General features: G+C 33.3%; 14 protein-coding genes. All 14 read left to right on the top strand.

Annotated features, from left to right (window positions below):
* Positions 1–2 precede the first annotated feature (2 nt).
* The 14 genes from ACKRLN_RS06450 to glyS all read left to right on the top strand — a co-directional run bounded on the left by ACKRLN_RS06450 (position 3) and on the right by glyS (position 12,340).
* On the top strand, positions 3–377 hold the full coding sequence (locus ACKRLN_RS06450) for a pyridoxamine 5'-phosphate oxidase family protein (protein ID WP_416334646.1): 375 nt from the start codon (positions 3–5) through the stop codon (positions 375–377).
* Positions 378–581: 204 nt separating this feature from the next.
* The gene (locus ACKRLN_RS06445; RefSeq protein WP_416334645.1) at positions 582–1,802 is read left to right on the top strand and encodes an LCP family protein; all 1,221 of its coding nucleotides are present in this window, start codon (positions 582–584) and stop codon (positions 1,800–1,802) included.
* Entirely contained in the window at positions 1,795–2,814 is a 1,020-nt protein-coding gene (fni, locus tag ACKRLN_RS06440; RefSeq protein WP_416334644.1) for a type 2 isopentenyl-diphosphate Delta-isomerase, read from the top strand. The genes ACKRLN_RS06445 and fni overlap by 8 nt, the downstream gene beginning before the upstream one ends.
* An 87-nt stretch (positions 2,815–2,901) precedes the next feature.
* Positions 2,902–3,537: an NfeD family protein gene (locus ACKRLN_RS06435; RefSeq protein WP_203126210.1), complete on the top strand. Its 636-nt coding sequence runs from the start codon at positions 2,902–2,904 to the stop codon at positions 3,535–3,537.
* Positions 3,525–4,469, top strand: a complete 945-nt coding sequence (floA, locus tag ACKRLN_RS06430) for a flotillin-like protein FloA (RefSeq protein ID WP_203126212.1) — start codon at positions 3,525–3,527, stop codon at positions 4,467–4,469. Before ACKRLN_RS06435 ends, floA begins: the two co-directional genes overlap by 13 nt.
* Positions 4,462–5,025 carry a hypothetical protein gene (locus ACKRLN_RS06425; RefSeq protein ID WP_416334643.1) on the top strand — a complete coding sequence of 188 codons (564 nt, stop codon included), beginning with the start codon at positions 4,462–4,464 and terminating at the stop codon, positions 5,023–5,025. Before floA ends, ACKRLN_RS06425 begins: the two co-directional genes overlap by 8 nt.
* A gap of 86 nt (positions 5,026–5,111) precedes the next feature.
* Positions 5,112–6,074, top strand: a complete 963-nt coding sequence (locus tag ACKRLN_RS06420) for a PhoH family protein (RefSeq protein ID WP_416335387.1) — start codon at positions 5,112–5,114, stop codon at positions 6,072–6,074.
* Positions 6,075–6,083: 9 nt separating this feature from the next.
* Positions 6,084–6,533 (top strand): rRNA maturation RNase YbeY, encoded by a 450-nt coding sequence (gene ybeY / locus ACKRLN_RS06415; protein WP_203126216.1) that lies wholly within the window; start codon positions 6,084–6,086, stop codon positions 6,531–6,533.
* Positions 6,526–7,371, top strand: coding sequence for a diacylglycerol kinase (locus tag ACKRLN_RS06410; protein WP_295882662.1), 846 nt, complete (start codon positions 6,526–6,528; stop codon positions 7,369–7,371). Before ybeY ends, ACKRLN_RS06410 begins: the two co-directional genes overlap by 8 nt.
* Positions 7,368–7,769, top strand: coding sequence for a cytidine deaminase (gene cdd, locus ACKRLN_RS06405; protein ID WP_416334642.1), 402 nt, complete (start codon positions 7,368–7,370; stop codon positions 7,767–7,769). Before ACKRLN_RS06410 ends, cdd begins: the two co-directional genes overlap by 4 nt.
* Entirely contained in the window at positions 7,766–8,647 is an 882-nt protein-coding gene (gene era / locus ACKRLN_RS06400; protein WP_416334641.1) for a GTPase Era, read from the top strand. The genes cdd and era overlap by 4 nt, the downstream gene beginning before the upstream one ends.
* Positions 8,634–9,401, top strand: a complete 768-nt coding sequence (recO, locus tag ACKRLN_RS06395) for a DNA repair protein RecO (protein ID WP_416334640.1) — start codon at positions 8,634–8,636, stop codon at positions 9,399–9,401. The genes era and recO overlap by 14 nt, the downstream gene beginning before the upstream one ends.
* A gap of 1 nt (position 9,402) precedes the next feature.
* Positions 9,403–10,284, top strand: a complete 882-nt coding sequence (gene glyQ / locus ACKRLN_RS06390) for a glycine--tRNA ligase subunit alpha (RefSeq protein ID WP_203126222.1) — start codon at positions 9,403–9,405, stop codon at positions 10,282–10,284.
* A complete protein-coding gene (glyS, locus tag ACKRLN_RS06385) occupies positions 10,277–12,340 on the top strand; it encodes a glycine--tRNA ligase subunit beta (RefSeq protein WP_416334639.1) in 2,064 nt (687 codons plus the stop codon). The genes glyQ and glyS overlap by 8 nt, the downstream gene beginning before the upstream one ends.
* The last annotated feature ends 8 nt before the right edge of the window (positions 12,341–12,348 follow it).

Here is a 12,348-nt window from a genome sequence, read left to right as displayed (position 1 = left end):
ATATGTTAAACGAAAAATTTTATGAAGTTATAAGCCATGAGGGCAGCGTATCCATCACTTCTTGGACAAGTAAAGGAGCCCATGTAACTTGTACATGGAATACTTATCTACAAGTTATTGAAGATAATAAAATACTAATCCCAGCAGCAGGAATGACTTCAACAGAAAATGATGTTAAAGAAAATAATGAAGTTATCCTAACAATGGCAGCAAGAGAAGTAGAAGGATTTAACGGATATCAAGGAACAGGCTTTAGAATTACTGGAAGTGCAGAGTTTTTAGATGAAGGTGAATACTTTGATAAAGTACATGATAAATATCCTTTTGCCAACAGAGTCTTAGTAGTAGATGTAAAAGAAGCTAAACAACTATTATAAATTGAATAAATATATAAACTTTAGGGTGCAAGGTAAATTTCTTGCACCCTTTTTATGATAATGTAGAAATAAAATTTATAAAAATACATATCGATTTAAATTTTACATTTATAAACTTACAATTAATATATTTAGTCCCTAAAGTTTAAAATTTAAAACTTATCTTTTGATGGTATAATATTTTTTAATAAGAGAAGAGGTTTTATGAAAGCAAAAAGATTTTTTTTAAGCTTATTGGTTATACTTGTGGGCTTTTTTGGGACAAAATTTATCCTAGATAAGTTAGTAGAAAACCAAAAGGATTTAGCTTACAAAGACATACCAAATTACAATGATGACGCAGTGAAGACAGCCGACGGAGAATATTTAATACTCTTAGTTGGTGTAGACAAAAATGGAGATGATGACAAAAATACAGATTTTACCCGTACAGATACCATTATGCTTTTAAAGGCAGATACAAAAACGGGGAAAATGGATCTAATGAGTATTCCTCGTGATAGCAGGATAAAAATCCGTGACAAATTTGATAAGGTCAACCATGCCCATGCCTTTGGCGGTATAGAGCTAACCATGCAAACGTTAAGAAGTTTCTTGGGACTAGACATTGATTATTACGTGCAAATAAATTATCAAGCGCTGATAAATATAGTGGATGCTTTAGGTGGAGTAGATTATGAAGTTCCTGAAGGTATTAGTATCGATAAAGGAAAAGTTCAAATAAAACCAGGTTTAAACCATTTAGATGGCAACGAAGTGATGTGGTATTTAAGAACTAGAAATATCTACAACAATGGTGACATCGGTAGGGTAAATACCCAACAAGGATTTGTAAAAGCTATGGTAGATGAAATTGTCAAAAAATCAAAAAATATGAATATAATGACATTTATTTCAAACTATCTACAATATGTAAAAACAAATCTGCCAATGACGGCTATTATGGATTTAGCGGGAAATATAAATAATTTCTCATCCGATAAGATGGACACTCACATAGTACCAGGTATGGAGCAAACCATCGATGGTACCAGCTACTACATTCCTGATTTTGAAAAAACTTGGAAAATAGTTGATGAGGTTTTCCCAAACTTTAAGCTAAAAAATTGGGAAAAAGAAGATTCTGGCTATCAGGAATACGAACACTATGACGAAATCAAAGATGAGTCCACTGATAGGGGACTTCATGATGAGAATAAGCAAGAAGAAACAAAAACAGAAGAAGCACCACTACCAAAAACAAAAACAATTGAAGAAAAATCAGTAAACAATGGACAAAATCAAGGACAAACACAAACTCAAAGTCAAAATAATGAGCAAGATAGTTACACTGAAACCATAACTACTACAACGACCACTACAAACCAAGATATGTTAGATGAATCGCTAAATGCAGAACCAAGAGAGGAAAATGCGGATGAATAGTCAAAGACGTGAAAGAAAAGATGCTCATATCGAAAATTATTTAAAAAGTAAATCACGAGAATCCACTCTTTTAGAAAATGTCTATATAGAACACAACGCAGTTTCAGATGTTTCCCTTAATGAAATTGATACTAGCATTGAATTTATGGGCAGAAAAATTGCTATGCCCCTAATGGTAGATGCAATGACTGGTGGGGGATCTGCATCAGTAAATATAAATGAGGACCTATCATCCATTTGCGAATCGCTAAGTATACCAATGGCTGTAGGTAGCGAATCAATTGCCATAGCTGATGAAGAATCCCGTGATTCCTTTGAACTTGTAAAGTACAAGGAAAATTTATTTAGGATTGGAAATCTTGGATTTGAACGTGAGTACGAAGATTTTGTATTTGCAAGAGATCTAATCGATGCTAACGCCATGCAAGTCCACCTAAATCTTGCCCAAGAGCTTGTTATGAAAGAGGGAGATAATTCATACCACTCATCCCTTGATTTGATTGAAAAACTAATTAAAGAATTCTCATATCCAATAATTGTAAAAGAAACTGGATCTGGTATTTCAAAATCAGTTGCCCAAAAATTAGTAAATGTAGGTGTAAAATACATCGACGTTGCCGGCAAGGGCGGTACAAATTTTATAGAAATTGAGGATTTAAGAGACTTTGAAGTTGATTACTCCGATCTTTATGACTGGGGGATACCAACAGCAAAATCTATTATAGATGTAAGAAGTGTAGCAGATGATAGCTTTATAATCGCATCAGGTGGGATAAAAACTGCTATGGATATTGTAAAGTCAATAATAATTGGAGCTGATATGGCAGCAATGAGTGGAGAAGTGTTAAGCTACCTATTGCATGGTGGTTATGAGGCTTGCGAAAGCTTCCTAAAAGAAATAAATCTAAAAATAAAAATAATTATGGCCCTTCTTGGAGTAAGAAACATTGATGAGCTTAAAAAAGTTGATTACAAGCTAACAGGAGAGCTAAAAGAACTTATAGAAGGCTAGTTGTTACTAGCCTTTTTTGGTTTAAAATATTGATTTTTTAGCAATTTTATTAGATAATTGTCATAAGAAAAAAGAAAGGCGGAAAGTATGCTTGCAAATGATCTTATAATTGCCCTAAGTTTTGTACTGGCAGTTATTTTTGTGATTTCAATACTTTTCACAGAAAAAAAGGTTTTTTTTGGCATATTAGCATTGCTACTTTTTGGGTTTTTCTATTACCAAAACACCATATATAATGTAGCAGATAATATGACGATTTTAACCTTTATAATGGGAATCACTCTGCTTGCCCTAGAAATATTTATACCAAGTTTCGGGGTGATTGGCATAGTGGGTATCATTTTGACCATTTATTCTGTGATGGATAGTTTTGCCGATAGTCAAACAGGTATATTAATACTTGTTGTAAGCGCCCTTGCAATAGTTCTTACCGTAACTATTTATGTAAAATTAGGATTTGATAGAAATCTATTTGATAGATTTATCCTAACAAATACTAATTCATCCCTAAGGGGATATAATAGCAAAAATGATTACAGAAGTTTGATTGGCAAAATTGGAGTTACAAAAACTATTCTAAGGCCAACAGGTAGAATAGAGATAGAAGGGACTGCTTATGATGCAAAATCTAACAGTGATTTCATAGGTAAAGACAAAGATGTAGAAGTAGTTGCCATAAAAGATGGCCACATAATTGTAAAGGAGAAAGTATGGAATTCTTAGCACCAGCAATAATTATAATTGTACTTATAGTATTTTTCACAATGGTTCCAATAGGACTATGGATAACAGCAAGATTTTCTGGAGTAAATATTTCAATGGCATCCCTAGTTGCCATGCGTTTTAGAAGACTTAATCCACATGTAATTGTAAATGCCCTTATCAAATCTCACCAAGCAGGCATTCCAATTAGAACAGAAGACTTAGAAAGCCATTATCTTGCAGGAGGTAATATCAACCAAGTTGTTGATGCCCTAATCGCAGCAGAAAGAGCAAATATTGACTTGCCTTTTGAGCAAGCAGCAGCAATCGATCTTGCTGGACGTAATGTATTTGAAGCTGTACAAGTTTCTGTAACACCAAAAGTAATCAACACACCAGTTATTGCAGCAGTTGCAAAAAATGGTATTGAAGTAAAAGTAATTGCAAAAGTAACAGTAAGAGCAAATATAGATAGACTTGTAGGTGGAGCTGGCGAAGAAACAATTATCGCAAGAGTTGGGGAAGGTATTGTAACTACAGTAGGGTCTGCAAATTCCCACGCCCAAGTTTTAGAAAATCCAGATAATATTTCCCAAACAGTTTTAATGAAGGGACTTGATTCAGGAACAGCTTATGAGATTTTATCAATAGATATAGCTGATGTGGATGTAGGACGTAACGTTGGGGCAGAATTACAACGTGACCAAGCAGAAGCTGACAAAAATATTGCTCAAGCTAAAGCTGAAGAACGCCGTGCTCAAGCTATCGCTCTAGAACAAGAAAATAAAGCAAAAGTAGTAGAAGCAGAAGCGAGAATACCAGAAGCCATTGCTGATGCATTTGAAAGTGGAAACTTAGGAATCATGGACTATTATAATATGAAAAATATCAACGCAGATACAAAAATGCGCGAAAGCTTATCAGATGTAGATGCGGGTGATTTTGATGTCTAATAATAAGAAGAAAAAAACATCTTATGAATCCTTTGATTCTTGGATAAAGTCGGCAAAAAATTCTATAAATGAACTTATAGAAGAAGCTGAAAGAGAAGTCGAGGAAGAAGAGAGAAAGAAAAAACAAAGCTATCAATCTGGCAAAAAACCAACAGTGTTTAGAAAATTTTCTGACAATAAAGATGTAAAAGAGCTTTTTCCTAAAAAAGAATCAAATAATAAAAAAAGTGGGATGAATAAAAGATCTTATGAGGGAAATGTAAACTCAAAAGGTAGCATAAGTGGAAAATCCATGATGGGTTCTGAAGGAGATCCAGTAAATCCAGATTTAAGAAAAAGATTAGAAAAAAAAAGAGCTAAAGAACTTAGAGAAAAAAAACAGCAAAAATTATATAAAAAAGACATCCACTATAAGAGAAAAAGTGTAAAAGACGCAGAAAAACACGAAAAAATAGATTCTTACAAAAAAACTCTTAAAAACAAAGAGAATTTCAGAAAAGCAATCATTATGTCAGAAATACTGGCCCCTCCTTTGGCTAAGAGAAAAAAATTCTAAAAAAGGTATAATAAATACACACAAAAACAATCGGAGGGATTGATATTAATAGAACTATAGCAATTGAAAATCCAAATAATGTAAGAATTTTATTTGGTAATTTTGATAAAAATAGAAAATATATAGAAGAACGTTTCAATACCAAAATAAAACTTAAAGAAGATGGCCTAGAAGTAAGTGGTGAGGGTATAAACACAGAATTTGCCAAAGAACTTATTATAGAGCTATTAAATGAAGTTGATAAAAATGGTAGCCTGGAATTTCAAAAAATAAAATATTATGCAGATATGCTAGAGCGTGAAAACAAGGATGTAATCAAACAAGCCCTTGATGATTCAATTATCACAACTGCGACAGGAAAACCAATCAAACCAAAAACACTAGGCCAACAAGCCTATATTGAAAAAATAAAAAATAATGATGTGGTTTTTGGTATAGGTCCTGCTGGTACTGGTAAAACATATCTGGCTGTTGCTATGGCAGTAAGAAGCTTTAAGCAAGGCGAAGTAAATAGGATTATCCTTACTCGTCCAGCAGTAGAAGCTGGAGAAAGTCTAGGATTTTTACCAGGTGACTTACAAGATAAAGTGGATCCATATTTGCGCCCACTATATGACGGACTTTTTGAAATACTAGGATTTGAAACTTACCAAGGTTTGGTAGAAAAAGGAATGATTGAAGTTGCCCCTCTTGCTTACATGAGAGGACGTACTCTAGATAATGCTTTTGTAATCCTTGATGAGGCACAAAATACAACAAGTGAGCAGATGAAAATGTTTTTAACCCGTTTAGGTTACGGTTCAAAGGCAATCATCACTGGAGATAAAACCCAAGTTGATTTGCCTCGTGGCAAAAACAGTGGGCTTAGAACTGCTGAACGTATCCTAAAAGATGTCAAAGGCATTGGTTTTCAAAACTTCTCATCAGTAGATGTAGTTAGACATCCTCTTGTTCAAAGAATTATCGATGCTTACGATAAGGAAGATGCCAAAAATCAAGCACAAAGAGAAGAAAAACAAGCAAAAACAGACAAAGAAAAAGAACTTTAAGGATAGTGTATGAATCTCATAATTGCAAATGAAACTAATGAAAAAATTGACATGGATGAAAAGCTAAAAAGTGTTGTAAAAACAGTCCTAGAAACAGAGGGACTGCCATTAGAATACGAAGTTTCCATTACTTTTGTAGATATAGATGAGATTCACAAATTAAATAAAGAATTTAGGAATGTAGATAGGCCAACTGATGTCCTATCTTTTCCTATGGATGAGGACTTTTCTATTGAGGGTGTAGATACTATGCTTGGAGATATTGTAATTTCTATGGATGTGGCAAAGGAACAAGCAAAAGATTTTGGCCATTCACTAGATCGTGAAATTATGTATCTTACAGCCCACTCAATGCTACATTTATTAGGCTATGACCACATGGAAGATGAGGAAAAATCTGAAATGCGTGCTCGTGAAAAGGAAGTTATGAAAAAACTGGGAGTCTTTAAAAATGACTGAAAAAAATGAAAGAGAGACTCTTAAAGAAGAAATCAAAAAAGAAGTCCTCGAAGACTGGAGAAAAGAACAAGAACGCAAGGAAGCAGCCCGCCAAAAGTTAAATGATCGCAACTTTGAAAAAGAAGAACTCTCTCACGGACAAAAATTTTTAAAAGGATTTGATTACGCCTATGAGGGTTTGGTTTGGGCTATAAATCACGAAAAAAATATGAAATTTCACTTGCTTGCCCTGGCGATTTTATTAGTTGCATCTTTATTTTTTAATCTTTCTAGAATAGAGATGATAACTTTAGTGTTTGCGGTTAGCTTTGTATTAGGATTTGAATTATTAAATACAGCCTTAGAGCAAGCAGTAAATTTAGCCAGTGGTGGCAAATATTCTCCCTTTGCAAAGGCCAGCAAAGACATAGCTGCAGCTGCAGTTTTTATTTCAGCACTTAATGCGCTTTTTGTGGCCTATCTAATATTTTTTGATAAATTTATAGATTTTTATAATTCAGTAATTGTTAGGATTACTAGACAACCGTCACATTTAGCGGTTATTACACTTTCTTTAGCAATTGTAGTTACAATTTTCTTAAAAGGTGTATTCTATGAAGGTCACGGGACGGCTTTTAAGGGCGGATTTGTAAGTGGTCATACATCGCTAGGATTTTGCATTGCAACTATTGGTATTATGCAAAGTACAAATCCTCTTGTAAAACTTTTATTTTTAGGACTTGCAATTATTATTGCAGAAAGTAGGTATGAGGCAAATATTCACTCCATACCGGAAATTGTTAGAGGAGCCATCCTTGGAGCATCCATGGCCATGGCTATATTTGGGATATTTTCATGAAGGAAATACAAAATTTAATTGATATTGCAATAGCAAATAAGAAAAATTCATACTCGCCTTATTCAAACTTTAGGGTATCCTCAGTTGTAAAAACAAAGTCAGGAGCCATTTATAAGGGAGTAAATATAGAAAATGCTGCCTATTCTCCATGCCTTTGTGCAGAAAGATCAGCAATGAGCACTGCCATTAGCGAGGGAGAAATGGACTTTGCATATATAGTGATAACCGGCGATAGTCAAGATACATTCCCTTGTGGAGTGTGCAGGCAGTTTATAAAAGAATTTGCTGATGATGAAACTAAAATAGTGATAGCAAATAGTGTGGATGATTACAAGATATTCACCATAGATGATCTTTTGCCACACAGTTTTTCAAGTAAGGATTTAGAAAATAAATGAAATCAGGATTTATATCGGTAGTTGGCAGGGCAAATGTTGGAAAATCAACTCTTATGGAAAAGATTTTAAGAGAAAAGATATCTATTATTTCAAACAAACCCCAAACAACCAGAGATAAAATACAAATAATATATAATGATGAGGATAGCCAGATAATTTTTATCGATACACCAGGCATCCAAACTCCACAAAATAAGCTTCAAGAAAAACTTTTTGAATTTAGTGAGGAGTCATTAAAAGAGTCTGATATTGTCACCTTTATAGTGGACAATTCCCTAGAAATAGGCAGACTTGATAGAGAAATAATTGAAATGCTAAAACGCATCCATGTTCCTAAAATTTTACTTATTAACAAAACAGATTTGCTAAGCGAAGATGAATTTGAACAAATAAAAAATAAATTTGAGGATACGGAAATGTTTGAGCATATTATTGGTATTTCTGCCCTGGAAAATAAAAATATTGATCAATATATAGAAACCATAAAAGAAATGCTAGATGAGGGCCCAGCCTACTATGACAGGGATATGATCACTGATAAGTCAGAAAGATTTATCGTTTCAGAAATTATCCGTGAAAAGGCTCTAAATAATCTAAACGAAGAAGTCCCACACGGCATTGCTGTAAGAATTGATAATTTTAAACAAAGAGAAAATAAAAATCTTATCGATATCGATGCAACTATCATTGTTGAAAAAAATTCTCATAAGGAAATTGTTATCGGCAAGGGTGGATCTATGGTTAAGCAAATTGGCATAGAGGCCCGCAAAGAAATCGAAGTTTTCTTAGACAGCAAGGTCAATTTAAAACTTTGGGTCAAGGTCGAAAAAGACTGGCGCAAAAAAGAAAAATTGGTGGATAGGTTTGGCTACAAATGATCTTTCTGATGTGACAGGCTTTGTCCTAAGAGAATTCCCCTACAAGGAAACTAGCAAAATCTTAGAAGTTTTTAGCAAAGATTTTGGAAGAGTATCAATAATTGCAAAGGGTACTATGAACAAAAAATCTAAAACCCTGGCAGTTACTCAAAGATTTGTAAAAGCTTCCTACAACCTATATAAATCTGGCAAAGAATTTTATGGGATAAAGGAAGCAAGTCTTATAAAATCTTATTCAAAGTCAAATAAAAATTTTGATGTAATTTTATATAAATCAGCTATTTGTGATTTGCTTTTAAGAACTTATGATCAAATCCAGATCGATATTGTCTATAAACTTATTGAAAATACTTTTGAAGCCTTTGAAAATGCAGGAAGTAATCAAATAAACATTTTTTTGGCATTTTTATTAAAATATATTTCATTTTCAGGTTTTAAACCAAATTTGAGTACTTGCGGTGTTTGCGGTAAAAAAGTTATTAGTAGTGAAGTTTTTTTCTCAGAAAGCCAATCGTCATTGATTTGTGAAGATGATAAGTATATTATCCGTGATAAGATTTTTCTAGATAAAGAGGAATTTGCCTATCTTAAAGGACTTTTGTACACGAAATCAGAAGATTTAGAAAAACTAAATCCACCCGAAAATCATAATAAAATTACAAGATTAATTATTAACTACACCCTTGATAAGCTAGAAATTAGCAAATTTTCTTCCATAGATTGGGTGCTAAAAAACGCTAATGAAAGGAATTAGTATGTATTTTGAAGATTTAATACTAACTTTAGAAGAATACTGGAAAGAGCAGGGATGCTCTGTAATGTTTTCTTATGATACAGAAAAAGGTGCTGGAACTATGAACCCTCGCACTTTTTTAAGAGCTCTTGGACCAGAACCTTGGTCAGTAGTTTATGTGGAGCCATCAAGAAGACCAGCAGATGGTCGTTATGGAGAAAATCCAAACAGGCTATACCAACACCACCAATTACAAGTTTTACTAAAACCAAGCCCAGATAATATCCAAGATATTTATCTAAAATGCCTTGAAAGAATTGGTATCAATCCAAAAGAACATGATATTCGTTTTGTAGAAGACAACTGGGAATCACCAACCCTTGGTGCTTGGGGACTTGGTTGGGAAGTTTGGCTTGATGGGATGGAAATCACACAATTTACTTATTTCCAACAAGTAGGTGGTATCAACTGTGAGATTGAAAGTGGAGAGATCACAATCGGTCTTGAAAGAATTTGTATGTACCTTCAAGATGTAGACAATGTTTATGATATCAAATGGTCAGAAAATTTAACCTACGGTGATGTATTTAAACTTGCAGAGTACGAAAACTCCAAATACTCTTTCGAAGATGCAGATAATGAAGTTTTGATGAACTTATTTGATATTTACGAAAAAGAAGCAAACAGACTAATTGATCTTGATTTAGTTTATCCAGCCTATGACAATGTACTAAAAACAAGCCATACCTTTAACACTCTTGATGCCAAAGGGGCCATTTCTGTTTCAGAACGTAGCCACTACATAAAAAGAGTGCGTGATGTAAGCTCAAAAGTAGCTGAAAAATATATTGCAAAAAGAGAAGAGCAAGGATTTCCTCTTCTAAGAAAGGATAATGATGAGTAGATACTTATTAGAAATCGGTGTAGAAGAGATACCTTCAGATTATATAGAATCGACCAAAAAACAACTTAAAGAAAAATTTCAAAAATTAATTGATGATAACAAATTAACAGTAGATGAAATCAGAGTGGAATCAACACCAAGAAGATTTGCAATCTTTTTAGAAAATATAAATTCAAATCAATCAGATGTAACAATTTGTGTCAAAGGACCAAGTGCTGCTATTGCCTATGATGAAGATGGCAATCCAAACAAGCCACTTTTAGGATTTTTAAGAGGACAAGGTGCAGAACTTTCTGATGTAGTTATCAAAGATTATAATGGATCTGACTATGTTTATATAGAAAAAAAAGAAGAAAGCAAATCACTTGTACAAGTTTTAAAAGAAAATGTATATGATTTAGTAAAATCTATCAATTTCAAACGCTCCATGCGTTGGGGTGGTAAATCTATCCGCTGGGCAAGACCTATTAGATACTTTGTTTCTATCTTAGATGACAAAATCTTAGATTTTGATGCAGAAGGCATTACAGTTTCAAATGTGACCCGTGGTCATAGGACCCTAGGCAATGATAAAGTTGTTATAAATTCCATAGATGAATACGAAAATCTTTTAAAAGAAAATTTTGTAATCCTGCCATACAAAGACCGTCGCGATATCATTATCCGTGGATTAAATAAAATAAATATGGAAAAGGGTGGGGAGTATATGCACGATGAGGATTTACTTGATGAAGTAATAAATATCGTTGAGTATCCAACAGTGCTTGCTGGAGATATTGATACAAAATATTTGGAATTACCAAAAGAAGTTATCATTACTCCAATGAAAGACCACCAAAGATATTTCCCAGTTTTGGATGATAACGGCAACTTATTGCCATACTTTCTTTTAGTTAGAAATGGTGATGATAATCACGGTGAGAATGTAGTTTTAGGTAACAAAAAAGTATTAGTAGCAAGACTTGAAGATGCAAAATTCTTCTATGAAATAGATAGTGCAAAAGACCTAGAAGAGTATGTAGAAGATTTAAAATCACTTACATTCTTTGAAGGTCTTGGATCTATGTATCAAAAAACACAAAGACTTGTGGACTTAAGTGAGAGATATCAACAAGAATTAAAACTTGGTGAAGATATCAAGGAAGACTTAAAGCGTGCAGCATATCTTTCAAAAGCAGACCTTGTAACAAAAATGGTTATAGAATTTACCGAGCTTCAAGGTACCATGGGTAAAATCTATGCCCTAAATTCTGGCGAAAACGAAAGAGTAGCAAATGCTATAGAAGAACAGTACTTGCCAAGATCAGCTGGTGGAGCTCTACCAAAAACTATTACAGGTATAGTTTTATCAATTGCTGATAAAATCGATACAATTGTTGGACTTTATGCTATTGAAAAATATGTAACAGGAAGCCAAGACCCATTTGGATTACGTCGTTCTGCCCTAGGACTTATCAATATAATCTTGCAAAATAACATTGATGTTGATCTTAAGGATTTGATAAATGATGCTCTAATAGTTTATACAGAAGAAAATGGATTGCCATTTGATTATGACATTACAATGGAAAAAACTATTGAATTTATCAAAGATAGACTAAGAAATATGCTAATCGACGATGGATTTAGATATGATATTGTAAACTCAGTAATAAATGGAGATGATACAAATGTACTAAGAATCTATCATAGAGCTCAAGCTGTAAGCGAATTTTTAGCAGATGATGAAGAAGCTTTATCCTACTTTAATAGGATTAATAACCTAGCAAAAGAAGATATATCAGTTGACATTAACAAAGATTTATTTGAAAATGATCTTGAAAAAAGCTTTTATGATGAGATTAGAAATCTAGCAAATAGGGTCTTCCAATCAAGTGAAGACTACAAAAGTGAGCTAAAAAGTGTGGCTCTAACTGCAAATGTGGGTAATGAATACTTGGACAATACTATGATAAATGTTGAAGACGAGGTGGTAAAAAATAATAGACTTACCATGCTAAATGCCCTATCAAAAAGAATCAACAAAGTATTTGATGTCAGTCAAATAGTTAAATAGAGGAAAAT

Origin of the sequence: Anaerococcus sp. AH8042_DFU013_CI05 (assembly GCF_047936775.1) — a bacterium.
GTDB lineage: Bacteria > Bacillota > Clostridia > Tissierellales > Peptoniphilaceae > Anaerococcus.
The sequence above is the reverse complement of the archived record's forward strand: the minus strand, read 5'-3'. Positions and strand labels throughout refer to the sequence as shown.

What these genes read in the sequence shown, in the direction of transcription:
- glyS (WP_416334639.1), top strand. Translation starts at nt 10,277, where the DNA reads ATGAGTAGATACTTATTAGAAATCGGTGTAGAAGAGATACCTTCAGAT.
- ACKRLN_RS06445 (WP_416334645.1), top strand. Translation starts at nt 582, where the DNA reads ATGAAAGCAAAAAGATTTTTTTTAAGCTTATTGGTTATACTTGTGGGC.
- ACKRLN_RS06425 (WP_416334643.1), top strand. Translation starts at nt 4,462, where the DNA reads ATGTCTAATAATAAGAAGAAAAAAACATCTTATGAATCCTTTGATTCT.
- fni (WP_416334644.1), top strand. Translation starts at nt 1,795, where the DNA reads ATGAATAGTCAAAGACGTGAAAGAAAAGATGCTCATATCGAAAATTAT.
- cdd (WP_416334642.1), top strand. Translation starts at nt 7,368, where the DNA reads ATGAAGGAAATACAAAATTTAATTGATATTGCAATAGCAAATAAGAAA.
- ACKRLN_RS06435 (WP_203126210.1), top strand. Translation starts at nt 2,902, where the DNA reads ATGCTTGCAAATGATCTTATAATTGCCCTAAGTTTTGTACTGGCAGTT.
- era (WP_416334641.1), top strand. Translation starts at nt 7,766, where the DNA reads ATGAAATCAGGATTTATATCGGTAGTTGGCAGGGCAAATGTTGGAAAA.
- glyQ (WP_203126222.1), top strand. Translation starts at nt 9,403, where the DNA reads ATGTATTTTGAAGATTTAATACTAACTTTAGAAGAATACTGGAAAGAG.
- ACKRLN_RS06410 (WP_295882662.1), top strand. Translation starts at nt 6,526, where the DNA reads ATGACTGAAAAAAATGAAAGAGAGACTCTTAAAGAAGAAATCAAAAAA.
- ybeY (WP_203126216.1), top strand. Translation starts at nt 6,084, where the DNA reads ATGAATCTCATAATTGCAAATGAAACTAATGAAAAAATTGACATGGAT.
- ACKRLN_RS06450 (WP_416334646.1), top strand. Translation starts at nt 3, where the DNA reads ATGTTAAACGAAAAATTTTATGAAGTTATAAGCCATGAGGGCAGCGTA.
- floA (WP_203126212.1), top strand. Translation starts at nt 3,525, where the DNA reads ATGGAATTCTTAGCACCAGCAATAATTATAATTGTACTTATAGTATTT.